Raw genomic sequence first — 24,600 nt, 5'->3', positions numbered from 1 at the left:
GGACGCAATGACCTACGGCCAGCGCAATCAGGAGGCGTGACACATGGCCTACACCGGCAAATTTCTCGTGAATAACGAGCCACTATCACCGCTCATCATTTCTGGCATCGGCACGTTCGACGCTTATTCGGGCGACCGGCAATACCGCAATCGGGGCGGCTGCACGGCGGTGCCTGGCAAGGGGCCGATTCCCGCCGGTAAATACTGGATCGTTGACCGTCGGACTGGCGGCATCCGTTCACAGGCTCAGGCGTGGTTGGCAGATGAATGGAATGCCTTCCGGGGAAAGCCGACATATCACGTTGAATGGTTCGCGCTGTATCGGGAGGACGGGAGCATTGATGACTTTACATGGGTCAATGGTGTCAAGCGCGGGCATTTCCGGCTACATCCGGCAGGCGGTGACGGCGTATCACTTGGTTGTATTACCCTGCCGAGCCGTACGGATTTCCTGAGAATCCGCAACTCACTGCTGCACACTATGACGATCCCTGCTGGCAATTCGGGGCTTCGCGCCTATGGAACAATCGAGGTCATCACGCATGGCAACACTTGTCCGTAGGCTGTTCAAGATTGGGCTATTCATTTCGTTGTTCCTGCTGTCGGTTCGCTATGTCCCGCCAAATAATGTGTGGACAGAAAGCGAGTCGAACGCATATTGGGCGGTTTCCGAGTGGCTCGGTGTGCAGGACCCTAGGGACTTCTATTTCGTGTTCTGGGTGACCGTCGAACTGATCGTGGCGGTGCTGGCGTATGTTGCGATCGTGAAGCTATGGCGGTGGTATCGCACGAAGTAGGCGAAGGCTCCGGCGACGAGTCTCTTTTTTGCCCATCAGAGTTGAGGGCCATCGCGCAAGCCCCGGCTTTTCGGAGTCGTCTGAAGCCTGCGCCCGGCACATACACCTAGCATTGAACCGTCGCCGCCTGGTATGTCAGCCCGCTGAGGTGGCGGCTCTGTTGGCTCTTTTATCTGTGATGCAAATGTTTTGCGCGCCCTCGAGGCGCGCTTTTTTTGTCCAGGCAATTGAGGCGGCAAATCCGGACTCGACCATTAGCGCCAGTTGCACGCGTGCTTGCGGTCAAGGCTCACCAACGGGAGGAACCTATGCAGGACGCAATGACCTACGGCCAGCGCAATCAGGAGGCGTGACACATGGCCTACACCGGCAAATTTCTCGTGAATAACGAGCCACTATCACCGCTGATCATTTCTGGCATCGGCACGTTCGACGCTTACTCGGGCGACCGGCAATACCGCAATCGGGGCGGCTGCACGGCGGTGCCCGACAAGGGGCCGATTCCCACCGGTAAATACTGGATCGTCGCGCGTCCCGCTGGCGGTGTTGGCTCCAGGGCATTAGCGTGGATAAAAGATGCGTTTAGTGCCTATGATGGGAGTCCGACCGATCACAGTGAATGGTTCGCGCTATATCGTGACGATGGTGTGATTGATGACTGGACATGGGTCAACGGCGTCAAGCGTGGCCAGTTCCGGTTGCATCCGGCAGGTGGTCGGGGTATTTCGCTTGGCTGCATTACCTTGCCGAGCCGTACGGACTTCCTGAGAATCCGCAACTCACTGCTGCACACCATGACGATCCCTGCCGGCAATTCGGGGCTTCGAGCCTATGGAACAATTGAGGTCATCACATATGGCAACACTTGTCCGTAGGCTCTTCAAGATCGCGCTGTTTATTGGGTTGTTTCTTCTTTCATTTCGTTATGTCCGGATATCCGATCCGTGGACAGAAGGTGAAGCGCGAGCATGGTGGGGGGCTTCGGATTGGCTCGGTGTCCGCGACCCCGAAAACCTGTATATCGGGGTATGGATGACTATCGAACTGCTAGCAGCGACGCTGGCGTATGTGATGATCATGAAGCTATGGCGGTGGTCTCGCACGTAGTGGACGAAAGCCCTGGCGACGGGGCTTTTTTGCCGAGGAGAGTTGACGACATTCGCACATGCCCCTGCTTTTCGGAGTTCTCTGAAGCCTGCGCCCGGCACATACACCTAGCATTGAACCGTCGCCACCCGGTATGTCATTCCCGCTGAGGTTGCGGCTCGGTTGGCATTCTCATGATGCAACTGTTTTGCGCGCCCCTGAGGCGCGCTTTGTTTGCCCAGGCGAGAGAGGTGGCAAATCCGCAGTCGTCCTGTAGCGCGCCAGTGGGCCCCGCCGGTAAGTATTGGATCGTAGACCAACCCACTGGCGGGCTCGGTTCACAAGCCCTTGCCTTGGCGAAGGATACGTGGAATGCCGCATGGGGCAGCCCAACGAATCACAATGAATGGTTCGCCCTGTATCGGGATGACGGCAGCATTGATGACTTTACATGGGTCAATGGTGTCAAGCGCGGGCATTTCCGGTTGCATCCGGCAGGCGGTGAAGGTGCTTCACTCGGCTGCATCACGCTGCCGAGCCGTGCTGATTTTCTGGTCATCCGGAACTCGCTGTTGAACACCAGTACGATTCTCACCGGCCGTCCGGGGCTTCGCGCGTACGGAACAATCGAGGTCATCACGTATGGCAACACCTGCCCGTAAAGGGTCTAAGGTTGTGCTGTTCTTAGGCCTGTTCCTTCTGTCATTCGTTTTTGTGCGCCCGCTTCACTATGAATGGTCACAGGTAGAAATGCGCGCATGGTTGTACACATCGCAAGCGCTTGGTATTCGCGATCCTGAAGATTTGTACATTGCGGTCTGGCTGACTATCGAACTGATCGCGGCGGTGCTGGCGTATGTGGCGATCATGAAGCTATGGCGGTGGTATCGCACGAAGTAGACGAAAGCGTCGGCGACGGGGTTTTATTTTTCCCGTGCATTAATGAATTTCGAGGGATGTCGGTGACGAGGGGGTTCTATTGCTACATTTCGAGCCGAGTAAACGGAATTCGAATTTTCGGCCGATACCCATGCTACATATGAGCCACTTTCGATGCGGCTAAGGCTATTTCGACCAATAAAAAGGCGCCCTCGGGCGCCTTTGTCGTTTCCACTTACCGCTTCCCCTTCCTCACCACCATCCACCTCGGCGACTTGAACCGCACGATGCTCACGTAAAGCCACACATAAGTCGCCGCAAAAACGACAACGAAGCAGAACAGATGCAGCGTGTGCCGCCAGAACAGCGTCGCCGGCACGACCGCGATCAGGCACAGCAGCCACAGGTACGGCGACGTCAGCGAGTTGCGGCGCGTCAGCTCGCGCGCGGTGCGCGCGCCGACCGCCCAGCGCATCAGCCGCTTGTAGACCAGCATATGCAGATGCACGCCGTCCGGAATGCCCGGCGACATGCCGCGAATGAACTTCTTGCGGTAGATGGAGAAACAGGTCTCGAAGATCGGGTACATGAAAAGCAGCACCGGATACCACGCGGACACGTCGCGATTGCGCATCACGAGCAGGATCGACAGCTCGGCGAGCATGAAGCCGATGAAGTACGCGCCACCGTCGCCGAGAAAAATCAGCCCGGCAGGGAAGTTCCAGATGAAGAAGCCGAGCACCGCGCCCATCATCATGAACGACGCCGACAGCACGACCGGGTCGTGCACCTGGAACGCCACATACGCGAGCGACGCGAACATCATGAACGCCACCATCGACGCGAGGCCGTTGAAGCCGTCGATGATATTGATCGCGTTGGCGAGGGCCGCGACCGCGAGCACCGTGACCACGAACGAGATCGCCGCATATGACAGCAGAAAGTCGAGCGGCGGCACGCTGATGCGCGTGACCGCGATGTCGAGAAAGAACCAGGCGAGCGCGGCGGCCGCCATCGTGCAGACGAGGCGCGTGAGTGGCGACACGCGCTTGGTCAGATCTTCGACGAGCCCCGAGCCGAACGCCGGCGTGCCGCACGCGATCAGCCAGAGAATGCTGCCCGACACGGCCGGATACGCGCGATGCAACTGCACCGCGGAGGCGAGCAGCCCGAGCAGAATCCCGGTCCCGCCGATACGCGGCACGGGACGCACATGGAATTTCTGCACGCCGGCCAGATCGGTATCGGTCGAGAACTTTTCATGCAGATGCGCATAGCGCACGATCAACAGCGTGATCAGCAGAGAGACGAGAAAGCCGAGCGCAAAACTAAGCATGAAAATGGGCCTGAGCGAAGACGCGGAATTATACAAACGAAACGCACGGCGGCCGGCGCGCGGCAGGGACGCAAAGCTTTCATGCGCGCCAGTGGAAATATCCCAGATAGCGAGATCGAAGCGGCCTGCAAAGGCCCGTCAGCGCTGGCTTCTCATGGATTTCCCCTATGCGCCGCACGCGCGCCGCAACCGTAAACCTGGATGCGACGAAGTGTCAGTCGCGCGCAACAAAGGCGTTCCGGAGACCCAATGCTAAACAACATCACAATTCGCGGCGGACTGACGCTCGTGATCAGCGTATTCGTCGCCTTCCTGCTGACAGTAATCGCTGTCGGATACGGCGCGCTAAAGCTCGCCAACGACAGCCTCGCCGACACGCAGCGCAGCGAGGCCGCGCTGTCGCATCTGAAGGCGAGTTCGGAGAAGCTCCTGCAGGTACAGCTTGCGTTGGGCACCTATCAGACGTTGTTCAGCGTCGGCAAGCAGACCGACGATCTGCTGCCGGCCGCGCACAAGGTGCTGCTCGAATCGAACAACGATTTCCGCAACTACATGGCCGGCCCGTTCGCGAGCGACGCCGAGCGCAAGCTCGCGCACAGCGTCGGCGAGGCGCGCGCGGCGCTCGTCGACAAGGCGGTCGAACCGGAATTCAAGGCACTGACCGACTTCGACTTCAACACCTTCCGTACCATCCAGGGCGATACCGCGAATAGCCTGTACGCGTCTTACTCGAAAGCGATCGACGCGCTCGAAAAAGCGCAGATGGACAATCAGCATGAGCAGGCGGCGACCGGCGCGCGACGCTTCCAGCTCGCGACAGTGCTGTTCGGCGCGATCGCGGTGATCGCACTCGTGATCGCCGTGGGCGCGCGCGTCGCGTTGTCGTCGGCGCTGATCAAGCCGGTCAACGCGACGGTCAAGCATTTCGAGCGCATCGCGGCCGGTGACCTGAGCGTCGCGATCAAGGTGAAATCGCGCAACGAGATGGGTCAGCTGCTCGGTGCGCTGACGCGGATGCGCGACGGCCTCGTCGAAACGGTCGGCAAAGTGCGCGGCAGCACCAGCGCGATCACGCAGGGCGCGAACGAGATCGCGTCGGGCAATGCCGATCTGTCGGCGCGTACCGAGCAGCAGGCGGCCGCGCTGCAGGAGACCGCGGCGAGCATGGAGCAGCTGTCGGCGACCGTGAAGCAGAACGCCGACAACGCGAAGCAGGCGAACCGCCTCGCGCACGGCGCGCTCGATACGGTCACGCGCGGCGGCAAGGTGGTGTCGCGCGTGACGGAGACGATGGACGGCATCAGCGATTCGTCGCGCAAGGTCACCGAGATCATCGGCATGATCGAGGGGATCGCGTTCCAGACCAACATCCTCGCGCTGAACGCGGCCGTCGAAGCGGCCCGCGCGGGCGAGCAGGGACGCGGCTTCGCGGTGGTCGCCTCGGAAGTGCGCAGCCTCGCGCAGCGCTCGGGCGCGGCGGCCAAGGAGATCAAGGAGCTGATCGGCGAGTCGGCGGCGAAGGTCGAGGAAGGGGCGTCGCTGGTGTCGGATGCGCAGAAGACGATTCAGGAAGCGATGAAGGCCGTCGAGCGCGTGACCGGCGTGATGAGCGAGATCGAGGCGTCGGCGCTCGAACAGAGCGACGGTATCGAGCAGGTCAACAAGGCGGTGTCGCAGATCGACGAGGTCACGCAGCACAACGCGGCGCTCGTCGAGCAGGCGGCCGCCGCGGCGAAGTCGCTGGAGGAGCAGGCCGTGATTCTGAAGGAAGCCATTGCCGTGTTCCGGCTTGAAGAGTCGGGGGCGGCGGCCTAGCGAAGAAATGCGTGACTGTCGACGTCATAGCGCGCCGACAGCTACCTTAGAATCCTGTTTTCCATCTGGTTCGACAAAACGAAAACAGGTGTTCGATGCTCAAAAGGTTGGCAGCGTTTGTTATTTCGGCGCTCTGTGTCTGGCTGTTCATTATCGTATTCGGTCAGACCTTTGCGTCCGCGCAACTGCACGAGGTCGGAGACTTTGCGGCTAACTCGTTGCTGATCGACGACGCGAAGCATCTGAAGCTGCTCGTCGGACATTACTCGCGCGTGGGGTTCAATCATCCTGGTCCTGCGCTTCTTTACGCGCTGGCAGCGGGCGAGATCGTATTTTTCGACCTGACGCACGCGGTCGCGTCGCCGTTTTCCGGTCAGATCCTTGTGGTTGCGCTGCTTTCCGGTTTCTGGATCGCGGCAATCGGGACGCTCTTGATCAGGATGCAACAGGCGACGAGAGGAGCCACCGCGGCAGCCGTCGTCACCACGGCTATATTCGTCGGTGTCACCGCTTACCTCAACTTTCAGGCCTTTGCGGGTCCCTGGTTCCCGCATCTCTACTATTTTGCTTTTGCGGCGTTCACGGTGTCCGTAGCCGCATTGATCATGGGACGCGCAGACGGGCTTCTCCTGCTTGCCGTAAGCCTTGGATTCCTGCTAAACGGTCATGCTTCTTTTCTTGGTATGACGGCCGTGATGCTGGCGTGCGCGCTGATAGCGAATACCTGGATTTCCGTCGGATCGGGTTCCAATGAAACCTGGGTGTTGAGCCGGCATTTCCTCGCGGGCAATGTTCGAACGATCGCGGTTGCATTGGCGATCGTGGTGCTTTTCCTGATTCCTCTCGCGATCCAGACGATCCTTCATTTTCCCGGACCGCTCGCTGAATATGCCGCTTTTAGCCGTGCCCACCCAGCCAATCGTTTAGTGGACGCGGCGCGCTTTGCCGGTCTTTTCTGGAGTAATGGACTGTTCGGCATTCTGCTGGGCGCGGCGGCTTGTGCCGTGCTCGTGACGAACGACCCTGCGCGCGACAATGAAAGCCGCGTCGCGCCTGAGCGGGCATTGTCGCTGGCGCTAGCCAGTGCAACAGTCGCCTTTGTGTTTTATGCCGTATTCGGAGTCGACGATCTTTCGCTGACCTATGTCGGAATCTTCTACTACGTCGTTCCTGCTCTGGCGCTGACGTTGCTGGTCAAGCGTTTCCTCGACAATGTGACGGTTGCGACGCTGCCCGTTGCCGTGATCGTTTGTGTGATCGTGGCGGCTTTCACGGCGGTCCGGATTCATCAGCCGCCTGAAAACGTTTCCCAGTACGACGATCCGCGAATTCCCGCTGCTTATTCGACTATCCGCAATCTTGAAGCGGGGGGCGGCGTGGCGGTTTTCGACCTCGATGGGTCCGCGGATTGGGAGCGGCTGTGGCCGATTGTGGTGGGCATCGAAGCGTATGCGAAACGTCAGGGCAGCGTACCGTTTTGCATCGCGCAAAACTGGCAGCTCGTGTTCAGCCGAGCGGCGCGCTGCACGCCTGACGAAATGCGAGGCGCCCACCGGCGTTTTCTGGTGTCGGCGGTGCCGAAGGAAGGAATGGCCGGTGCGGTGAACGTCGCCGGTTTGTATTTTTATCCGCGCGAATTCGCGCAGTAGGCGAGCAAACGGCGGCGGCATCCGCGCTATGCGAATGCCGCCGCCGTCTTTTATACCGACGCGATGAAGCCGAAGCGCTTTACGCAAACCCCTGCGGATTCATCGACTGCCAGCGCCAGTGGTCCGCGCACATGCGCTCGATGCCGAACTGCGCGCGCCAGCCGATGATCTTCTCGGCCGCGCTCGGGTCCGCGAAACACTGCGCGACGTCGCCCGGGCGGCGCGCGACGATCTCGTACGGCACCGGCCGGCCCGACGCTTTCTCGAACGAACGCACCACGTCGAGCACGCTATAGCCCTGGCCCGTGCCGAGATTGACGACGAAGCTCGCATCGCGCTCGACGAGCGCATCGAGCGCGGCGAGATGCCCGCGCGCGAGATCGACCACGTGGATGTAGTCGCGCACGCCGGTGCCGTCGGGCGTCTCGTAGTCGCCGCCGAACACGCGCAGCTTTTCGAGTTTGCCGACCGCGACCTGCGCGACGTACGGCATCAGGTTGTTCGGAATGCCGGCGGGATCTTCGCCAATCAGGCCGCTCTCATGCGCGCCGACCGGATTGAAGTAGCGCAGCGTCGCGATGCGCCACGACGGGTCCGACACTTCCAGATCGCGCAGGATCTGCTCGGCGATCAGCTTCGATTGGCCATACGGATTGGTCGCCGACAGCGGGAACGATTCGTCGATCGGCGAGCTTTTCGGCACGCCATACACCGTTGCCGACGAACTGAACACGAACTGCTTGACGTTGCGATCGCGCATCACGCCGAGCAGCGTCAGCAGGCTGCCGACGTTGTTCGCGTAATACTCGATCGGCTTCGCGACCGATTCGCCGACCGCTTTCAGCGCCGCGAAATGGATCGTGCCGGTGATCGGATGCGCATCGAAAATGCGCTGCAGCGCGGCTGCGTCGCGTGCGTCGTCGTCGTAGAAGCTCACCGCACGGCCGGTTATTTGCTCGACGCGCCGCAACGATTCGCGCTTGCTGTTCACGAGGTTGTCGATCACAACGACGTCGTAGCCGCCGTTCAACAGTTCGACGCAGGTGTGCGAGCCGATGAAACCCGCGCCGCCGGTTACCAGAATCGTGCCTTTCATGGTCATGCTGTTGCTCCCATTAAAGTAAAACACCCGTGATTTTTTGCACCAGGTCTTTATACGTTTCGACGACCTTGCGTTCGTCGAATTCGGTCGCGACTTTCTGCCGGCCGCGTTCCGCCATCGCGCGCCGCTCCGCGCCGCTCATATCGAGCATGCGCGCGAGACTCGCGGCGAGGCTCTGCGCATTGCGCGCTTCGCACAACAAGCCATTGACACCGTCGGTCACCACCTCGCGGCAGCCGGGCACGTCGGTCGCGACGATCGGCCGGCCCATCGCCGACGCTTCCATCAGCGTGCGCGGCACGCCTTCGCGATATGACGGCAGCACCACGCAATCGGCATCGGCGATGAACGGCCGCACGTCGTGCGCTTCGCCCAGATATTGGATCACGCCTTCCTGTTCCCACGCGGCGACTTCGTCGCCCGTGATGGCGCTCGGATTGTCGACGCCGACCGGCCCGAGCAACTGGAAACGCGCATGGGGATAGCGCGCGCGCAGTTGCCGCGCCGCCTCGACGTATTCGCCGACGCCCTTGTCCCACAGCAGCCGCCCGATCAGCACGAAGCGAAACTCCGCGCGAGCGCGCAGCGGCGTGAACGCGAACTGCTCGAGATCGACGCCCTCGCCGTGCAACAGCCGCGCGCGCTCCGGGTGCACGAGCAGCTTGCCGTCGATGAACGCGGCCTGATCGTCGCGATTCAGGAACCATACTTCACGCGGAAAGCGGAACGCGAAACGATACAGCCTTTTGGCGATCTGCGCGGCGCGACTGTGCTGGATGAACACATAGCCGAGGCCGGTGGTGACCGCCACCGACTGCACGCCAGCCAGCTTCGCCGCGATCGAGCCGTAGATGTTCGGCTTGATCGTGTAGTGAAACACGACATGCGGACGGATCGTCCGGTACTGCCGATAGAGCGCGACGAGCGTGCGCAGATCTTCGCCCGGACTCGTGCCCTTCGACGCCACCGGCAACTCGATGCAACGGCAGCCCATCGCGGCGAGCAACTCGAACGTGCGGTCGCGCGGCGCAAGCACCGTCACATCGACCCCGCGCCCGATCAGCGTGCGGATCAGCCCTTGCCGATACGTATAGATTGCCCAGGCCGTGTTGCAGACGAGTGTAATGCGCAGCGCGGGCGTCGACTTGAAAGAGGGCTTCATGCGAAAAAGGGCACGGCGTTGAATGAAGTGTGGACCAGTGATACGAATACAGCGCCGTACTCAGCGGCGCGAACCTCGGCGAACGAAGCGACAGCGACATCGCTCACACGTGGCGAGGTTCAACGGCTCTCGCGCGGCGTCAGCAGCGCGCGCTTGACCCGCTGCAACGTGCGATAAGGCAGCAGCAGATGCGACAGATTCTTCGCGAGGCCCAACCAGTCGTACGGATTGGCCACGTTGAAGTAGCGCAACTGCAAACGCAGCGTCGAACCGATTTGCCGGCGCCGCTTCGTCGCGCTGATGCCGCCTTCGTTCAGCTCGTAGAAAAGGCCGAGTTCCGGCAGATTCGCGCAGTCATAGCGTTCCATCAGACGTAAGAACAGATCGAGGTCCTCGGCCGAAGGATACGCGGCGCGGTAGTTGCCGACTGTGCGGACGGCATCGATACGCAGCATCATCGACGGATGCGCGAGGCACGAACGGAAAAAGCGCTGGCGCCGGATCACCTTCGGCTCGGCCGGCGGCGTCAGCATGAAAAGCGGCTCGCCCGCGCGCGTGATGACCTGGGTCCACATGCCGAGGCCCGCCACGTTCGGATGCGCTCCCATGAACGCGCGCTGCTTCGCGAGCCGCTGCGGCACCGCGCGATCGCCCGCGTCGATGCGCGCCGCAAAACGAAAGCCGCGCTGCGCGAGCGCATCGATGCCGGTTTGCAGCGCGCGCTCGATGCCGCTGTTGCGCGCCATGCGCAGCACTTCGATCTTCAGGTTCGGCAGCGCCGGCGCGACGATCGGCGGCGTGCTGCCGTCATCGACGATCAAAACGTGCACCAGCGCACTTTCTTCAAACGATGCGAGCGTAGAATCGACGTCCGCCTGGCCGTTGTAGGCGGGCATCAGCACCGCGACGTCGTCGAGCGTGGTTTGCGCGGTGGCGGATGAATTCGTCATGGGCGCAATTTGAAACGGATGTAATAAAGATTGACCGAGGCGGCCGCCAGATAGCCGGCCGCGAGGCCGACGAGCGCGCCATACGCGCCGAGTCGCGGGATCGCCAACAGATTGACGGCGAACGCGACGGCGAGCGCGAGCAGCCACTTCGCCAGCAACACGAACCTGGCCTGATACTTGAGCACGACCAGATTGCCGATCGCCTCGATACCCGCGGGCACCGACAGCCACACGGCCCAGCGGAAAATCTCGATCGCGCCTTCGAAGTCCGGCCCGAACACATGGCGGATGATGAAGCCCGCGAGCAGATCGAGCACGAATGCGCCGCACACCATCAGCACGGCGGTCAGCGCGGTGAGCCGCCACATGTTGCGGCGCAGTTGCGCGATGCCTTGGACTCGATAGACGAATGCGGGCGCAATGGTTTGCGCGAGCATCAGTGCGAGCGTGATCCAGTTTTCATTCAATTGCTGGGCGGCCGAGTAGCGTCCGAGATCGGCGAACGAAATCGCGCGCTCGAGCATCAGCCGGTCCAGTTTCAGGAACAGATACATACAGATGAGCCCGAGCCAGAACACCGTGCCCGCGCTCGCGAAGTGCTTGAAGAGCGACCGTTCGACATGCCAGTCCAGCTTGCCGCCATGCCGGCGCATGAAGTAGAGCAACAGCACCGCGCCGATCGCCGCCGACTCGAGCGCCCACAGCCAGCCGAAGCGTGCGGGCGCGGCTGCCGCGCGAACCAGCAGATAGACGAGGCCGGCCTTGATCACAGCGGTGCTCATGCTGGTCAGCAACTGCGGCTTGCTGTAGGTCATGCTTTGCAGCCACGCGTTGATCACGCCGACGAACGGCTCGCGAAACAGCATCGTGACCGCGAGGCCGGCGAGCATTGCACCGACGAGCGGTTCGAAGAAATGCAGCGCAATGCTGAGCCACGTAAGCAGCAGCGCAACCGTCGAGACGGAGAAGCGCAACGCGAATGCGCTGCCGAGTACGGTGCCGAGTTGTTCGGGTGGCCGGTTGACGATGGTCGGTACGAGGATTTCCGCGCCGCACACCCATGTGATCGGCGACAGCACCAGCAGCAGCGTGTTCGCGTACTGCCATTTGCCGAACGTATCGGGCCCGAAGTAACGCGCGAGCATGCCGCTGATCACGATGGCCACGCCGATCTGCGTGAGCCGCTCGAGACCCAGCCAGACGATGTTCGTAAACGCGCGCGTGACGTCGGGATTGGCGAAGCGCTTGAGTGTCAGCATCCGTTGGCCGCTCGCCGCTGCGCGTCGGTCAAGCCACCTCGTGCGGCCATGCATGCGGCGCTATGCGCGTTCGCCCGCCCGGCCGGCAGCCACGGCAACTTTACAAAAGGAGGGCGTCTAAGCATTAGAATGGCGTTATTCAGGCTGGTCAGAAGAACGCAATTATAAGTTGGAACCGGACCGCTTCCGGCAAGGGCGCAACGAGGCGTGATAACGCGGTTTTTTAACGCGCGTATTACCGTGGTTTTTAATGCGATTTTTTCCGCGTTTTTACCGGTTATCGTCTGTGCGCAGGTCAAAATTTTCCATTGCACGCAAGTGAGCCAACATGATCTCCAAATCGATTTTCAAGGCGTATGACATTCGTGGCGTCATTGGCAAGACGCTCGACGCCGACGCCGCGCGTTCCATCGGCCGCGCCTTCGGCAGCGAAGTGCGCGCGCAGGGCGGCGACGCGGTCGTGGTCGCGCGCGACGGGCGCCTGTCGGGCCCCGAACTGATCGGCGCGCTGTCCGACGGCCTGCGTGCGGCCGGCGTCGACGTCGTGAACGTGGGTATGGTGCCCACGCCGGTCGGCTACTTCGCGGCGAGCGTACCGTTGAAGCTGGCGGGCGGCGAGCGCCGCGTCGACTCGTGCATCGTCGTGACGGGTAGCCACAATCCGCCGGACTACAACGGCTTCAAGATGGTGCTGCGCGGCGCCGCCATTTACGGCGAGCAGATCCTCGCGCTGCATCAGCGCATCGTCGACGAGAACTTCGCCGACGGTAACGGCAGCTACACCGAATACGACATCGCCGACGCCTATCTCGAGCGCATCGCGAGCGACGTGAAGCTCGCGCGTCCGATCAAGATCGTCGTCGATACCGGCAACGGCGTGGCCGGCGGGCTCGCGCCCAAGCTGTTCAAAAAGCTCGGCTGCGAACTGGTCGAACTGTTCACCGAAGTCGACGGCAACTTCCCGAATCACCACCCGGACCCGGCGCACCCGGAGAACCTCGAAGACGTGATTCGCGCGCTGAAGGAAACGGATGCGGAAATCGGCTTCGCGTTCGACGGCGACGGCGACCGCCTGGGCGTCGTCACCAAAGATGGCCAGATCATCTACCCGGACCGCCAGCTGATGCTGTTCGCCGAAGAAGTGCTGTCGCGCAACAAGGGCGCGCAGATCATCTACGACGTGAAGTGCACGCGCAATCTCGCGAAGTGGGTCAAGGACAAGGGCGGCGAGCCGCTGATGTGGAAGACCGGCCACTCGCTCGTGAAGGCGAAGCTGCGCGAAACCGGCGCGCCGCTGGCGGGTGAAATGAGCGGACACGTGTTCTTCAAGGACCGCTGGTATGGTTTCGACGACGGCCTGTACACCGGCGCGCGTCTGCTCGAGATCCTCACGCGCGTCGCCGACCCGAGCGCGCTGCTGAACTCGCTGCCGAACTCGCACTCCACGCCCGAGCTGCAACTGAAGCTCGAGGAAGGCGAGAACTTTGAACTGATCGCGCGTTTGCAGCAGAACGCGAAGTTCACCGGCGCGGACAACGTCGTGAAGATCGACGGTCTGCGCGTCGAGTATCCGGACGGCTTCGGCCTCGCGCGTTCGTCGAACACGACGCCGGTCGTCGTGATGCGTTTCGAAGCCGACAACGACGCGGCGCTCAAACGCATCCAGGACGACTTCCGCCGCGTGATTCTCGCCGAGAAGGCCGATGCGAAATTGCCGTTCTGACGGCTGATGCGGCGGCGCGCTTCGAAATTCGTCAACACGGGTCGAAGCGTCGCCGCTACCGAACGCGGCGCGGGTTGCCTTACCGCGCCGCGTTTTTCATGTCTTTCATGGACGGCGCGCTAGAATTGCGGTCCTTTCAACGCATCTTCGAGCCGGATAGCCGGTTTTCCCACTCTTGAGCGCGCAAAAGATACTGATCGTGAGGGTGTCGTCGCTGGGCGACGTCGTTCACAACATGCCCGTGATCGCCGACATCCGGCGCCGCCATCCCGACGCGCAGATCGACTGGCTCGTCGAGGAGAGCTTCGTCGGGCTCGTGGAACTCGTGAGCGGCGTGCGGCGCGCGATTCCGGTGTCGCTGCGGCGCTGGCGCAAGCGCATCCTGTCCGTCGACAATTGGCGCGAGATCGGCGAGTTTCGTCGCGCACTCGCCGCCGAGCACTACGATCTGGTGATCGACTGCCAAGGGCTCATCAAGACCGCGTGGGTCGCGAGCATGGCGCGCGGACCGCTCGTCGGCCTCGGCAACCGCACCGACGGCGCCGGCTACGAATGGCCGGTGCGCTTCTTCTACGGGCGACGCGTGCCGATCGCGCCACGCACGCACGTGGTCGAACGCACGCGGCAACTGGTGGCCGCGGCGCTGAACGATCCGCCGCCGCAACCCACCGACGACATCGACTTCGGTCTCGATACAGGCCGTGCCGCGCTCGCGCTGTCGCAAGCCAATCTGAATCTGCCAGTGCCGTACGTGGTGTTCGTGCACGCGACTTCGCGCGCCGACAAGCAGTGGCCGGACGCCGCGTGGATCGAACTCGGGCAAACGCTGGTGCGGCGCGGCGCGTCGATCGTGCTGCCGTGGGGCAGCGACGCCGAGCGCGCGACCAGCGAGCGGCTCGCGAAGGAATTCGGCGCGGCCGCGATCGTGCCGCCGAAGCTGTCGCTGCCGGCGGTGGTCGGGCTGATCGATGGCGCGGCCGCGACGGTCGGGGTTGACACAGGTCTGGTCCACATCGCGGCGGCGCTGAAGCGGCCTACGGTCGAGTTGTACAATTTCTCGACCGCGTGGCGCACCGGCGGCTACTGGTCGCCGAACGTCGTCAATCTCGGCGCGGCCGGGCAGCCGCCCACGCTGCAGCAGGTCAAGTCGGCGCTGGCCGCATTTGGTTTGCTGTAAGCCGGCCGGCAGTCATCAGCACCTGCTGCAACCTGTCGGTGCGCTTCGCCTTGCGCACCCTCCGTTCCAAAGGGCGACCATGAACGAAACCCAGATCATCGAAGTAGCGAACGCCGACTGGCACGGCTGCAATCTGTCCGTGCCGCGCGAAACGCTGCTCGCCGGCGTCGAGCGCGGCAAGGTTCTGTACTTTCCGAACCTGCGCTTTGCGATCGACGGCGGCGAGCAGGCGTTGCTCGACCCGGCGCTGGCCGATCCGAACCGCAAGAACATCAGTCTCGAACCGAACGGCGGCGCGCTGCATGGCGTGGCCGGCGATGCGGTGACGCAATCGGCGGTGCGCGCGTTGATCGCGCGTTATCAGGCGAATGCGCGCACGCTCGTCGACGGACTCTTTCCCGAGTACAACGGCAAGCTGCGGGTCGCGCCGACGAGCCTGCGGCTGCATCAGGTCGAGACACGCGAAACCTCGTGGCGCAAGGACGATAGCCGTCTGCACGTCGACGCGTTTCCGTCGCGGCCCAATTACGGCGAGCGCATCCTGCGCGTGTTCACCAACGTGAACCCGCATGGCGTGCCGCGCGTGTGGCGCGTCGGCGAGCCGTTCGAGGACATGGCGCGGCGCTTCCTGCCGCGCATCAAGCCGCAGATGCCGGGCTCCGCATGGCTGCTGAACCTGCTGCATGTGACGAAGTCGCCGCGCAGCGAGTACGACCATCTGATGCTCAATCTGCACGACGGCATGAAGGCCGACCTCGACTATCAGAAGACGAGCCCGCAGGAGACCATGCCGTTTCCGCCGGGCAGCGTGTGGGTGTGTTTCTCCGACCAGACCTCGCATGCGGTGATGTCCGGCCAGTTCATGCTGGAGCAGACTTTCTTCCTGCCGGTCAAGGCGATGGCGCAGCCGGAATGCGCGCCGCTCGGCATTCTCGAGCGCCTGAAGGGCAGGGCGCTGGTTTGAGCGCGGCGGTCGATTCGAGGGCCGGGCGAGTGCCGGCCCGCATCGCGCATATCAGCGCCGTGGACTTTGCGAAGCGGACGAACCACGCGGAGCGCCGATGCTAAGAGCGATCTATCGCGCGCTCTGGTGGCTGATCGCGCCGCTTGCCGTGCTGCGTTTGTTGATCCGTTCGCGCAAGGAACGCGGTTATCGAGAGCATATCGGCGAGCGTTTCGGTTATTCGCGTGGACGCTTGCCCGAAGACGGCGCGCCGTTGATCTGGGTGCATGCGGTGTCGGTCGGCGAGACCCGTGCCGCGCAGCCGCTGATCGATGCGCTGATGAAGGCGCGCCCCGACGCGCGCATTTTGCTTACGCACATGACGCCGAGCGGCCGCGCGACCGGCACCGAGATTTTCGGCGACCGCGTATTGCGCAGTTACCTACCGTACGACATGCCGCATGCGGTACGGCGCTTTCTGCGCGCGTGGCGGCCGTCGCTCGGTCTGGTGATGGAAACCGAGGTGTGGCCCACCTTGATCGACGAATGCCGGCGCGCCGACGTGCCGCTCGTGCTGACCAACGCGCGGATGTCGGCGCGTTCGTTCAAGCGCGCGGCAAAGTTCGGCGGCGCGACGAAGGACGTGTTCGGCGGCTTCGCGCGCGTGCTCGCGCAGAGCCCGTCCGATGCCGAGCGGCTGACCTCGCTCGGCGCTCGCAACGTCGCGGTGCTCGGCAATCTGAAGTTCGACATGAGCACGCCGCCCGAACTCGCGGCGCGCGGCCACGCGTGGCGCGCGGCGATCGGCACGCGGCCCGTGTGGGTCGCGGCGAGCACGCGCGAGGGCGAAGAAGCGCTGGTGCTCGAGGCGTTCGCGGCGCTCGGTGTCGACGATGCGCTGCTGATTCTGGTGCCGCGTCATCCGCAACGCTTCAATGAAGTCGCGGCGCTCGTCGAGAAGGCGGGGTTGCGGCTCGAGCGCCGATCGAACTGGGCACCCGATGCGAAGATCGCGTCGGCGGCGCGCACCGCCGACGATGGCGTGCCGCCGCTGCCTCGCGACGTGAACGTGCTGCTCGGCGATTCGATGGGCGAGTTGGGCGCTTACTACGCGGCGTCGGATCTTGCGTTTATCGGCGGGAGTCTGTTGCCGCTCGGTGGACAGAACCTGATCGAAGCATGCGCGGTCGGCGTGCCGGTGCTGATCGGGCCGCACGTTTTCAACTTCACGCAGGCCACCGCCGATGCGGTCGCGGCCGGCGCCGCCGTGCAGGTGCAGGACCCGGCCGATCTGGCGCGCGCGCTGCGTGAGCTGTTCGGCGACAAGTCGCGGCGGCTCGCGATGGGCGGCGCGGCTGCCGCCTTTGCGGCGAGGCATCGCGGGGCGACGGCGAGAACGGTGGATGTGTTGGCGGCGTTGCTGCCGGAATAGGGATTAGCGGCGTGGCGTGCAAAGACGACACCACGCGCATTCCCAACTCCTCCCTTCACACCTTCAACAACCCCTTCTTTTCAATAAACTTCACCACCTCGCCGAGGCCTTCGAGCGCCTTCAGATTGCACATCACGAAGGGCCGCTCGCCGCGCATCTTCTTCGCGTCCGACGCCATCACGTCGAGGTTCGCGCCCACCAGTGGCGCGAGATCGGTCTTGTTGATCACGAGCAGATCCGACTTCGTGATGCCGGGTCCTCCCTTGCGCGGGATCTTCTCGCCGCCCGCGACGTCGATCACGTAGATCGTCAGATCCGACAGCTCCGGGCTGAAGGTTGCCGCGAGGTTGTCGCCACCCGATTCGATGAACACGATGTCCGCGTCCGGAAAACGCGTGAGCATGCGGTCGACCGCTTCGAGGTTGATCGACGCATCCTCGCGGATCGCCGTGTGCGGGCAGCCGCCCGTCTCGACGCCCATGATGCGTTCGGCCGGCAGCGCGCCCGCGACTGTCAGCAGACGCTGATCCTCTTTCGTATAGATGTCGTTCGTGATCGCGACGAGATCGTACTGATCGCGCATCGCCTTGCACAGCATTTCGAGCAGCGTGGTCTTGCCCGAGCCGACCGGGCCGCCGACGCCCACGCGCAGCGGCGGCAGCTTCTTGGTGCGGGTCTGGGTCGCGGTATGGGAAGCCGGATGATGAGGTGCGTTCATGATGGATCGTGGGAATCGGGTTACGAGCGGAAGAGCCGCGAATACTGCGACTCGTGGCGCGCCGACAAAATGCCGAGCTGCGGCGCGAATGTGTTGAGGCCGTCACGCGCAATGGCGAGCGCGCGCGCGACGGCCGCGTCGATTGGTTCGCGCAGCGCGACGATGATGCGCTGTCCCGCGAGCTGGCCGAGCGGTACCGCCTTCAGCGCGGCGGCGGCCTGGTTCTCGACCCAGCTGAACGCGTAGGCGGCGAGCGCGGCATCGGTGGACGCATCGTGCGCGTAGGCGGCGAATGCGAACGCGCTCGGCTGCGCGAGCGGCGTCAGCGACGCGAGCGTTTCGCGCCTCGCCGCATCGCCCCATTCGAGCGACACGCACAACTGCCGCAGCGACCAGCCCATCTGCTCCGTTTCGCGGCGCAGTTCGGCGGACTCGCGGCTCGCGAGGAATTCGGCGTTCGCGTCGGCGAGTTCGACGGCGTCGTGCGTGCGCCAGCGTTCGATCTGCTGCGCGAGGAACGGCAACTCGCCGCGCGCGAGCACGTCGGTCAGCCCGCGTTCGATCCACCTGCGCGCGGAGTCGGCATCGGTGATCAGTTGCGCTTCGATCGCCGCTTCGAGACCCTGCGAATAGCTGAACGCGCCGATCGGCAGCGCCGGCGACGCGAGATGCAGCAGCGCGGTGAGTTCAGCGATGCGCATGGTGATGCGAGTGGTGCCCATGTCCGCACGATTCGTCGTGCACGTGGTCGTGCGAGTGCGAGTGCGAGTGCGAAGAACCTTCATGCCCATGATGCTCACCAAACACCTGCTGCGCGATCGCGTAGTCCTCGGCGAACGTCTCGTCGTGCCCATGCTTATGCCCGCCGCCATATGCGCCGGCCTCAGGCTGAAACGGCAGTGACACCCGCTCGACCGTCGCGCCGATGCGCTCGAGCATGTCGGCGAGCACTGGATCGTATTCGAGCTTCAGAAAATCGGCGCCCACTTCGACCGGCGTATGACGATTGCCGAGGTGGTACGCGGCGCGCGTCAACGTCAACGCATCCGAAGCGCGTACGACGAGCACGGCTTCGTCAGCCGCAACGACACGCACGAGCCCGCCATCATCGGCGACGAGCACGTCGCCATCGCGCAGCACGGTGCCGCGCGGCAACAGCAATGCAATTTCCTCGCCGTTATCGAGCGTCGCCGCAAGACGGCTCTTGCGACGTTCATCGAATGCGAGCGTCAACGTCGGCGCTCGCTTGACGAGTACGGGCGCAATCTTCAGATGCGGCGCGAGAAGTTTGTTCAGTGTTCGCATGATCAGAACAGGAAATAGCGTTGCGCCATCGGCAGCACGGTGGCCGGATCGCAGGTCAGCAACTGGCCGTCGGCGATCACCTGGTAGGTTTCCGGATCGACGCTGATGTTCGGGCGCCACGCGTTGTGAATCATGTCGGCCTTCGTCATGTTGCGGCAGTTCTTCACCGCGACGATGCGCTTCTCCAGACCATAGCGTTCGGCGACGTTTGCGTCGGCGGCGAGTTGCGACACGAAGGTCAGCGACGTGCGGCCTAGCGCGCCGCCGCGCGTCGCGAACATCTCGCGATAATGCACGGGCTGCGGCGTCGGAATCGATGCATTCGGGTCGCCCATCTGCGCCATCGCGATCATGCCGCCCTTCAGGATCAGCGACGGCTTGATGCCGAAAAACGCCGGCTCCCAGAACACCAGATCGGCCCACTTGCCCGGCTCGATCGAACCGACCTCATGCGCGATGCCGTGCGTGATCGCCGGATTGATCGTGTACTTCGCGACGTAGCGCTTCGCGCGGAAATTGTCGTGACGCGCGTTGTCCTCGGGCAGCGCGCCGCGTTGCACCTTCATCTTGTGCGCGGTCTGCCACGTGCGGATGATCACTTCGCCGACCCGGCCCATCGCCTGCGAATCCGAAGACAGCATCGACAGCGCGCCGAGGTCGTGCAGGATGTCCTCGGCCGCGATCGTCTCGCGGCGAATCCGCGATTCGGCGAACGCGATGTCCTCGGCAATCGACGGATCGAGGTGATGGCACACCATCAGCATGTCGAGATGCTCGTCGAGCGTGTTGACCGTATAGGGCCGCGTCGGATTCGTCGACGACGGCAGCACGTTCGCTTCGCCGCACACCTTGATGATGTCCGGCGCGTGGCCGCCGCCCGCGCCTTCGGTGTGATACGTGTGGATCGTGCGGCCCTTGAACGCGGCCACCGTCGTTTCGACGAAGCCCGCTTCGTTCAGCGTGTCCGTGTGGATCGCGACCTGCGTGTCGGTATCGTCGGCAACGGAAAGACAGTTGTCGATCGCCGCGGGCGTCGTGCCCCAGTCCTCGTGCAGCTTAAGGCCGATCGCGCCCGCGGCGATCTGCTCGGTCAGCGGTGCCGGCTGGCTCACGTTGCCCTTGCCGAGAAAGCCGAGGTTCATCGGGTATCCGTCGGCCGCTTGCAGCATGCGTTCGAGATGCCACGGCCCGGGCGTGCAGGTCGTCGCATTCGTGCCGGTCGCGGGGCCGGTGCCGCCGCCGAGCATCGTCGTCACGCCGCTCGCGAGCGCTTCCTCGATCTGCTGCGGGCTGATGAAGTGGATGTGCGTATCGATGCCGCCCGCGGTCACGATCAGACCTTCGCCGGCGATCACTTCGGTGGCCGCGCCGATCGCGATCGTCACGTTCGGCTGGATGTCAGGATTGCCGGCCTTGCCGATCGCCGCGACGCGGCCGTCCTTGATGCCGATATCGGCCTTCACGATGCCCCAGTGGTCGAGGATCACCGCGTTCGTCACGACGGTATCGACGACCTCGGCGTGCACGCGCTGCGACTGGCCCATGCCGTCGCGGATCACCTTGCCGCCGCCGAACTTGACCTCTTCGCCGTAGGTCGTGAAATCGCGTTCGATCTCGATCAGCAGTTCGGTGTCGGCGAGGCGCACGCGGTCGCCGGTGGTGGGGCCGAACATCTCCGCGTACGCGCGGCGGCCAATGCGTAGTGTCATGGTGTGGGTCCGAAATGGGCTACAAGCGAGCTACGAGCAACGCAAGGCGGAGCAGGCGGTCGAAACGCCAGGGCGCGGGCAGCGCATCACAGCTTGCCCATCACCTTGCCGTTGAAGCCGTAGACGACGCGCTCGCCCGCCAGCGCGACGAGCTCGACCGTGCGCTCCTGGCCGGGCTCGAAGCGCACCGCGGTGCCGGCCGCGATATTCAGGCGAAAGCCGCGCGCCGCTTCGCGATCGAACGACAGCGCGTCGTTCACTTCGTAGAAGTGGTAGTGCGAGCCGATCTGCACCGGACGGTCGCCGGTATTCGACACGACCACCGTGACCGTCGCGCGGCCCGCGTTCAGTTCGTGCTCGCCGTCGTCGATGAGGAGTTCGCCGGGAATCATGGGGGCCTGCCTTGACGGAGAGAGTTCAGGGAATCGGATGATGGACGGTGACGAGCTTGGTGCCGTCGGGGAACGTCGCTTCGACCTGGATGTCGGGGATCATCTCGGGCACCCCCTCCATCACGTCGGCGCGCGTGAGCAGCGTGGTGCCGTAGTGCATCACCTCGGCGACGCTCTTGCCGTCGCGCGCGGCTTCCATCAGCGCGGCGGTGATGAAGGCGACCGCCTCCGGATAGTTCAGCTTGAGGCCGCGCGCGCGGCGCCGTTCGGCGAGCAGCGCGGCGGTGAAGATCAGCAGCTTGTCCTTCTCGCGAGGTGTCAGCTTCATCGGGTGTTGGGTCTCGGCGTTGAGGTGTCGTGGCGGCGTGGTCGTCGCGATGCGCCATCAGCCGGTCACGGTATCAAGTCCGGCTAACGGCGCGCTTACAGCCGCGCTTGCAAGATTACAGATCGGCGGGCAGCGGGGCGCCGAACCACTTCTTCGACATCGCACCGAGCGTGCCGTCGTGTTTGGCCTGCGCGATCGCGGCATCGACCTTCTGTTGCAGGCGCGGCTCGTTCTTGTTCATGCCGACGAAGCACGGCGAGTTCTTGATCACGAACTTGGGTTCCGGACGGCGCGGCGGGTTCTTCGCGAGGATCGCGGCCGCGACGATGTTGCCGGCCGCGATCAGCTGCACCTGGCCGGACAGGAACGCGGCGATCGTCGCGTTGTTGTCCTCGAAGCGTTTGATCGTCGCATTCGGCGCCATCTGTGTGAGACCGATTTCCTCGAGCGCGCCGCGCGTCGCGCCGACGGTCTTGCCGGTCAGATCGGCGGGACCGCTCACCTTGATATCGGCGGGACCGAACACCCCCTGGTAGTACGGCGCGTACGCGCTCGAGAAGTCGATCACCTTCTCGCGCTCGGGCGTTTTGCCGAGCGACGAGATCACCAGATCGACCTTGCCCGTTTGCAGAAACGGAATCCGGTTCGCGCTGTTGACCGGCACCAGTTCGAGCTTCACGTTCATCGCTTTGGCGAGCAGCGCGGCCGTGTCGATGTCGTAGCCCTGCGGTTTCATGTCGGCACCGACCGAGCCGAACGGCGGATAGTCCTCGGGCACGGCGACTTTCAGCACGCCGGTCTTGGCGATGTTGTCGAGCGTGTCGGCGTGCGCGGCGCCCGCATGAAACGCGAGGTCGGCGACGATGGGCAGGGCGAGCAATGCGGCCAACAAGGCGCGGCGCGCGGAGCGGGAGAGGGTGCGGGTCATCGGCGTGAGCGGTGGTGGTGTCGTTGGAGTCGGGTCGTCGCTGGCTTCTTCGTGTCCGGCCGCGAAGTGGCGATTCCAATGCAAGCTGTGTGCCATCGCGCTGGGCTGTGGCTGGGCGGCACGCTACGCCGGCTCGCGCACACGGTTGGGGCGTGCGCGTGCGCCGCCTTGGTGCGCGAACAGGGTGATGAAGACAAAAGCGGGAAGCCGCGCTCTCAGGTCGACCAGATCCGCAACGGCACCGCCTCCACACCATGCACGACTGGCCGCAATTGCAGCCAGCAGCGCGTGAGCGCGTGCTGCAGCGTTTCCATCGAGCGTGACACCGCGCGCACGAGCAGGACGCCGTTGGTCACGCACGAGGCTGCGGCTCGCAACGTATCGTCGAACGGCAGTTGCGCGGTTAGCGACTCGGCGAGTGCGTCGTCGCAAGCGGCGCCTACCGCCCACAGCGTGCCGTAGACCGGAAAGCCGGCGAGACCCTGCGGCGCGTCGCGCAGCGGATCGTCGGCGCTGAGACTCGCGCGTTCGAACCACAACAGTTCGCCATTCGCGCCGACGATGCGCGACACCGCGTGCAAGCTACCCGCCGACCAGCGTTCGCCGGCCGCCTGGCGTCCGAGCTGGGTCGCGTCCCAGCCGATCGCGCTCGCGCCGTCGCCGAGCGTCAGCGAAAAATCGAGTTGCGCGTTCGCGTGATCGAACACGATGTTGTTCTGGGGCAGCCAGTCGAGCTTCGCCTGCGCGTCGACCTGCAGCGCGATGCGCTGCCGCGCCGCGCGGCCGTTCGACTTGTACCACTTGGTTGCGCCCGGCGTCGTCAGCACCGCATGCGTGTGCGCGGCGAGCGTGATGTCGATGTCGAGCTGATCGCCGCCCGCGACGCCGCCGGGCGGATGCACGATCACCGCGTGACAGATTGCCGGGCCTTCCGGATAGAGCGGTCGTTGCACGCGCAGCGGCCCATCGTGCCGCCGGTGCGCGAGCGTCGTGCGAGCGTCGCCGCCGACGAAGCCGAGTTCGAGTCGCGCGCGCCACGGCGAGTGCGAGGCGGCGAGCGTGGCGTGGTTTTCGTGGAGCGACATGCGGATGGATGGGGGAACCGGCGTGCGGCGAGGATAGCACGCGGGTCGCGTCGCGAGACTCGCGCGCTAGCGACTACGACGCAGTGCCTTCAGGCGATGCCTCGGTCACCGACAGCACCTTGATGCCCTCCCACTGCGGATGCAGCAGCCGCAGCAGCGCGACGACAGCGCGCGGGGTGTTTTCCTGGACGGTCAACGAGTCGCTGCCTGTCTGGATTGTTTTCTTGCCATGTGGGCAGTACTGATACTCGACGTGAACCGTCACGGACATGCTTTTCTCCCTTCTCTAACGATGTTGTGTTGCTAACCCAGGTTTTACTGCGGCAGTGTCTGGCGTACGAGTGTCGGCTCGGCGTGATCGTCCACGCCTCGTTCCGCGCGATTGATGAATCCGCACTCGAGCAGTAGCTGACAGAAAGCTTCCGGCGAACACGCCGGACCGGTCGTCTCGGCCATTCTCGCGAGGACGTCGGGGAACGATGCGAGCACGTGCCAGCTGTCGTAGTACGCGTGCAGCTGGGGCGCGAGTTCGTTGCCGAGCTTCTCCCAGCGCACCGACAGCATGCCGACCGTACCGCCGCTGTCCACCTCGAATAAACCAAAGGTGACTGCGGACACGACGTTCATCACCCGGCAATAGGAAGCTGGGTTTCTGTAAAACTCGCGTCTGACCTGCTTGTTGTCGTCCATGGTGTCCACCTGATCGAACCGTTGCGGCGCTGCCTAGCCTGTGTAACGGTTGCGTGGCGGATAACTTGAGTAGTGAGCTTCAGTCGCGTCAGACGGGGCCGACGGCGCGGGGTGCAAGCTTTCGAGCGGCTGTCG

The 24,600-nt window shown here is 63.7% G+C and carries 27 protein-coding genes; 12 read left to right on the top strand and 15 right to left on the bottom strand.

The features are described from left to right. Positions 1 to 43: 43 nt before the first annotated feature. The 6 genes from GCT19_RS01460 (at position 44) to GCT19_RS01435 (ending at position 2,783) form a co-directional block, all read left to right on the top strand. On the top strand, positions 44 to 562 hold the full coding sequence (locus GCT19_RS01460) for a DUF2778 domain-containing protein (RefSeq protein ID WP_152850818.1): 519 nt from the start codon (positions 44 to 46) through the stop codon (positions 560 to 562). Then, positions 543 to 797 (top strand): hypothetical protein, encoded by a 255-nt coding sequence (locus GCT19_RS01455; RefSeq protein WP_152850817.1) that lies wholly within the window; start codon positions 543 to 545, stop codon positions 795 to 797. Before GCT19_RS01460 ends, GCT19_RS01455 begins: the two co-directional genes overlap by 20 nt. Before the next feature lie 356 nt (positions 798 to 1,153). Beyond that, entirely contained in the window at positions 1,154 to 1,672 is a 519-nt protein-coding gene (locus GCT19_RS01450) for a DUF2778 domain-containing protein (RefSeq protein ID WP_152850816.1), read from the top strand. After that, complete coding sequence (locus tag GCT19_RS44775; RefSeq protein ID WP_018431757.1) at positions 1,653 to 1,904, top strand: hypothetical protein; 252 nt, start codon at positions 1,653 to 1,655, stop codon at positions 1,902 to 1,904. The genes GCT19_RS01450 and GCT19_RS44775 overlap by 20 nt, the downstream gene beginning before the upstream one ends. A 173-nt stretch (positions 1,905 to 2,077) precedes the next feature. Beyond that, entirely contained in the window at positions 2,078 to 2,545 is a 468-nt protein-coding gene (locus GCT19_RS01440) for a DUF2778 domain-containing protein (protein ID WP_227749156.1), read from the top strand. After that, complete coding sequence (locus GCT19_RS01435) at positions 2,526 to 2,783, top strand: hypothetical protein (RefSeq protein WP_152850815.1); 258 nt, start codon at positions 2,526 to 2,528, stop codon at positions 2,781 to 2,783. Before GCT19_RS01440 ends, GCT19_RS01435 begins: the two co-directional genes overlap by 20 nt. Before the next feature lie 214 nt (positions 2,784 to 2,997). Here the strand turns inward: GCT19_RS01435 and GCT19_RS01430 are convergent, their stop codons facing one another. Further along, positions 2,998 to 4,098 (bottom strand): MraY family glycosyltransferase, encoded by a 1,101-nt coding sequence (locus tag GCT19_RS01430; protein ID WP_018431755.1) that lies wholly within the window; start codon positions 4,096 to 4,098, stop codon positions 2,998 to 3,000. A 249-nt stretch (positions 4,099 to 4,347) separates the two neighbouring features. Between GCT19_RS01430 and GCT19_RS01425 the strand changes: the two genes are divergently transcribed. Continuing rightward, entirely contained in the window at positions 4,348 to 5,913 is a 1,566-nt protein-coding gene (locus GCT19_RS01425; protein ID WP_018431754.1) for a methyl-accepting chemotaxis protein, read from the top strand. Between the two features lie 95 nt (positions 5,914 to 6,008). After that, complete coding sequence (locus tag GCT19_RS01420) at positions 6,009 to 7,562, top strand: hypothetical protein (protein ID WP_152850814.1); 1,554 nt, start codon at positions 6,009 to 6,011, stop codon at positions 7,560 to 7,562. Between the two features lie 79 nt (positions 7,563 to 7,641). Here the strand turns inward: GCT19_RS01420 and galE are convergent, their stop codons facing one another. From galE to GCT19_RS01400, 4 genes are all read right to left on the bottom strand, one after another. Then, complete coding sequence (galE, locus tag GCT19_RS01415; RefSeq protein ID WP_152850813.1) at positions 7,642 to 8,664, bottom strand: UDP-glucose 4-epimerase GalE; 1,023 nt, start codon at positions 8,662 to 8,664, stop codon at positions 7,642 to 7,644. Between the two features lie 13 nt (positions 8,665 to 8,677). Then, positions 8,678 to 9,826 carry a glycosyltransferase family 4 protein gene (locus tag GCT19_RS01410; RefSeq protein ID WP_013088643.1) on the bottom strand — a complete coding sequence of 383 codons (1,149 nt, stop codon included), beginning with the start codon at positions 9,824 to 9,826 and terminating at the stop codon, positions 8,678 to 8,680. Between the two features lie 119 nt (positions 9,827 to 9,945). Then, positions 9,946 to 10,776, bottom strand: a complete 831-nt coding sequence (locus tag GCT19_RS01405) for a glycosyltransferase (protein ID WP_018431751.1) — start codon at positions 10,774 to 10,776, stop codon at positions 9,946 to 9,948. Next, entirely contained in the window at positions 10,773 to 12,035 is a 1,263-nt protein-coding gene (locus GCT19_RS01400; protein WP_018431750.1) for an oligosaccharide flippase family protein, read from the bottom strand. The genes GCT19_RS01405 and GCT19_RS01400 overlap by 4 nt, the downstream gene beginning before the upstream one ends. A 328-nt stretch (positions 12,036 to 12,363) precedes the next feature. On the opposite strand from GCT19_RS01400, the gene GCT19_RS01395 reads away from it, so the two are divergent. From GCT19_RS01395 to waaA, 4 genes are all read left to right on the top strand, one after another. Next, a complete protein-coding gene (locus GCT19_RS01395) occupies positions 12,364 to 13,758 on the top strand; it encodes a phosphomannomutase/phosphoglucomutase (protein ID WP_013088646.1) in 1,395 nt (464 codons plus the stop codon). Between the two features lie 175 nt (positions 13,759 to 13,933). After that, positions 13,934 to 14,935 (top strand): lipopolysaccharide heptosyltransferase I, encoded by a 1,002-nt coding sequence (waaC, locus tag GCT19_RS01390; protein ID WP_018431749.1) that lies wholly within the window; start codon positions 13,934 to 13,936, stop codon positions 14,933 to 14,935. 79 nt (positions 14,936 to 15,014) lie between these two features. Then, the gene (locus tag GCT19_RS01385) at positions 15,015 to 15,899 is read left to right on the top strand and encodes a Kdo hydroxylase family protein (RefSeq protein WP_152850812.1); all 885 of its coding nucleotides are present in this window, start codon (positions 15,015 to 15,017) and stop codon (positions 15,897 to 15,899) included. A gap of 97 nt (positions 15,900 to 15,996) precedes the next feature. After that, entirely contained in the window at positions 15,997 to 17,310 is a 1,314-nt protein-coding gene (gene waaA / locus GCT19_RS01380) for a lipid IV(A) 3-deoxy-D-manno-octulosonic acid transferase (RefSeq protein WP_018431747.1), read from the top strand. 55 nt (positions 17,311 to 17,365) lie between these two features. Here the strand turns inward: waaA and ureG are convergent, their stop codons facing one another. From ureG to GCT19_RS01330, 10 genes are all read right to left on the bottom strand, one after another. Next, positions 17,366 to 18,028 carry an urease accessory protein UreG gene (gene ureG / locus GCT19_RS01375; protein WP_152850811.1) on the bottom strand — a complete coding sequence of 221 codons (663 nt, stop codon included), beginning with the start codon at positions 18,026 to 18,028 and terminating at the stop codon, positions 17,366 to 17,368. 20 nt (positions 18,029 to 18,048) lie between these two features. After that, the gene (locus GCT19_RS01370) at positions 18,049 to 18,729 is read right to left on the bottom strand and encodes an urease accessory protein UreF (RefSeq protein ID WP_018431745.1); all 681 of its coding nucleotides are present in this window, start codon (positions 18,727 to 18,729) and stop codon (positions 18,049 to 18,051) included. Next, on the bottom strand, positions 18,716 to 19,333 hold the full coding sequence (ureE, locus tag GCT19_RS01365) for an urease accessory protein UreE (RefSeq protein WP_152850810.1): 618 nt from the start codon (positions 19,331 to 19,333) through the stop codon (positions 18,716 to 18,718). Before ureE ends, GCT19_RS01370 begins: the two co-directional genes overlap by 14 nt. Positions 19,334 to 19,335: 2 nt before the next feature. Continuing rightward, a complete protein-coding gene (gene ureC / locus GCT19_RS01360; RefSeq protein WP_152850809.1) occupies positions 19,336 to 21,042 on the bottom strand; it encodes an urease subunit alpha in 1,707 nt (568 codons plus the stop codon). A gap of 86 nt (positions 21,043 to 21,128) precedes the next feature. Beyond that, positions 21,129 to 21,434: an urease subunit beta gene (locus GCT19_RS01355; protein ID WP_013088655.1), complete on the bottom strand. Its 306-nt coding sequence runs from the start codon at positions 21,432 to 21,434 to the stop codon at positions 21,129 to 21,131. A gap of 25 nt (positions 21,435 to 21,459) precedes the next feature. Beyond that, entirely contained in the window at positions 21,460 to 21,762 is a 303-nt protein-coding gene (gene ureA, locus GCT19_RS01350; protein ID WP_008923043.1) for an urease subunit gamma, read from the bottom strand. A gap of 115 nt (positions 21,763 to 21,877) precedes the next feature. After that, positions 21,878 to 22,690, bottom strand: coding sequence for a transporter substrate-binding domain-containing protein (locus GCT19_RS01345; protein WP_152850927.1), 813 nt, complete (start codon positions 22,688 to 22,690; stop codon positions 21,878 to 21,880). Positions 22,691 to 22,905: 215 nt separating this feature from the next. Continuing rightward, entirely contained in the window at positions 22,906 to 23,775 is an 870-nt protein-coding gene (locus tag GCT19_RS01340) for an urease accessory protein UreD (RefSeq protein ID WP_152850808.1), read from the bottom strand. A gap of 73 nt (positions 23,776 to 23,848) precedes the next feature. Continuing rightward, entirely contained in the window at positions 23,849 to 24,046 is a 198-nt protein-coding gene (locus GCT19_RS01335) for a hypothetical protein (RefSeq protein ID WP_018431740.1), read from the bottom strand. A gap of 44 nt (positions 24,047 to 24,090) precedes the next feature. Then, a complete protein-coding gene (locus GCT19_RS01330) occupies positions 24,091 to 24,465 on the bottom strand; it encodes a hypothetical protein (protein WP_227749155.1) in 375 nt (124 codons plus the stop codon). Positions 24,466 to 24,600: the final 135 nt, after the last annotated feature.

The sequence above is a fragment of the Paraburkholderia atlantica genome (genome assembly GCF_009362785.1).
Lineage (GTDB): Bacteria > Pseudomonadota > Gammaproteobacteria > Burkholderiales > Burkholderiaceae > Paraburkholderia > Paraburkholderia atlantica.
Note: the sequence above shows the minus strand (reverse complement) of the source record. Positions and strands in the feature narration are given on the sequence as shown.

Bases quoted from the DNA above. Each gene is read 5' to 3' on its own strand.
- GCT19_RS01460 (WP_152850818.1), top strand. From the start codon at position 44: ATGGCCTACACCGGCAAATTTCTCGTGAATAACGAGCCACTATCACCG.
- GCT19_RS01455 (WP_152850817.1), top strand. From the start codon at position 543: ATGGCAACACTTGTCCGTAGGCTGTTCAAGATTGGGCTATTCATTTCG.
- GCT19_RS01450 (WP_152850816.1), top strand. From the start codon at position 1,154: ATGGCCTACACCGGCAAATTTCTCGTGAATAACGAGCCACTATCACCG.
- GCT19_RS44775 (WP_018431757.1), top strand. From the start codon at position 1,653: ATGGCAACACTTGTCCGTAGGCTCTTCAAGATCGCGCTGTTTATTGGG.
- GCT19_RS01440 (WP_227749156.1), top strand. From the start codon at position 2,078: ATGATGCAACTGTTTTGCGCGCCCCTGAGGCGCGCTTTGTTTGCCCAG.
- GCT19_RS01435 (WP_152850815.1), top strand. From the start codon at position 2,526: ATGGCAACACCTGCCCGTAAAGGGTCTAAGGTTGTGCTGTTCTTAGGC.
- GCT19_RS01430 (WP_018431755.1), bottom strand. From the start codon at position 4,098: ATGCTTAGTTTTGCGCTCGGCTTTCTCGTCTCTCTGCTGATCACGCTG.
- GCT19_RS01425 (WP_018431754.1), top strand. From the start codon at position 4,348: ATGCTAAACAACATCACAATTCGCGGCGGACTGACGCTCGTGATCAGC.
- GCT19_RS01420 (WP_152850814.1), top strand. From the start codon at position 6,009: ATGCTCAAAAGGTTGGCAGCGTTTGTTATTTCGGCGCTCTGTGTCTGG.
- galE (WP_152850813.1), bottom strand. From the start codon at position 8,664: ATGACCATGAAAGGCACGATTCTGGTAACCGGCGGCGCGGGTTTCATC.
- GCT19_RS01410 (WP_013088643.1), bottom strand. From the start codon at position 9,826: ATGAAGCCCTCTTTCAAGTCGACGCCCGCGCTGCGCATTACACTCGTC.
- GCT19_RS01405 (WP_018431751.1), bottom strand. From the start codon at position 10,776: ATGACGAATTCATCCGCCACCGCGCAAACCACGCTCGACGACGTCGCG.
- GCT19_RS01400 (WP_018431750.1), bottom strand. From the start codon at position 12,035: ATGCTGACACTCAAGCGCTTCGCCAATCCCGACGTCACGCGCGCGTTT.
- GCT19_RS01395 (WP_013088646.1), top strand. From the start codon at position 12,364: ATGATCTCCAAATCGATTTTCAAGGCGTATGACATTCGTGGCGTCATT.
- GCT19_RS01385 (WP_152850812.1), top strand. From the start codon at position 15,015: ATGAACGAAACCCAGATCATCGAAGTAGCGAACGCCGACTGGCACGGC.
- waaA (WP_018431747.1), top strand. From the start codon at position 15,997: ATGCTAAGAGCGATCTATCGCGCGCTCTGGTGGCTGATCGCGCCGCTT.
- ureG (WP_152850811.1), bottom strand. From the start codon at position 18,028: ATGAACGCACCTCATCATCCGGCTTCCCATACCGCGACCCAGACCCGC.
- GCT19_RS01370 (WP_018431745.1), bottom strand. From the start codon at position 18,729: ATGCGCATCGCTGAACTCACCGCGCTGCTGCATCTCGCGTCGCCGGCG.
- ureE (WP_152850810.1), bottom strand. From the start codon at position 19,333: ATGCGAACACTGAACAAACTTCTCGCGCCGCATCTGAAGATTGCGCCC.
- ureC (WP_152850809.1), bottom strand. From the start codon at position 21,042: ATGACACTACGCATTGGCCGCCGCGCGTACGCGGAGATGTTCGGCCCC.
- GCT19_RS01355 (WP_013088655.1), bottom strand. From the start codon at position 21,434: ATGATTCCCGGCGAACTCCTCATCGACGACGGCGAGCACGAACTGAAC.
- ureA (WP_008923043.1), bottom strand. From the start codon at position 21,762: ATGAAGCTGACACCTCGCGAGAAGGACAAGCTGCTGATCTTCACCGCC.
- GCT19_RS01345 (WP_152850927.1), bottom strand. From the start codon at position 22,690: ATGACCCGCACCCTCTCCCGCTCCGCGCGCCGCGCCTTGTTGGCCGCA.
- GCT19_RS01340 (WP_152850808.1), bottom strand. From the start codon at position 23,775: ATGTCGCTCCACGAAAACCACGCCACGCTCGCCGCCTCGCACTCGCCG.
- GCT19_RS01335 (WP_018431740.1), bottom strand. From the start codon at position 24,046: ATGTCCGTGACGGTTCACGTCGAGTATCAGTACTGCCCACATGGCAAG.
- GCT19_RS01330 (WP_227749155.1), bottom strand. From the start codon at position 24,465: ATGGACGACAACAAGCAGGTCAGACGCGAGTTTTACAGAAACCCAGCT.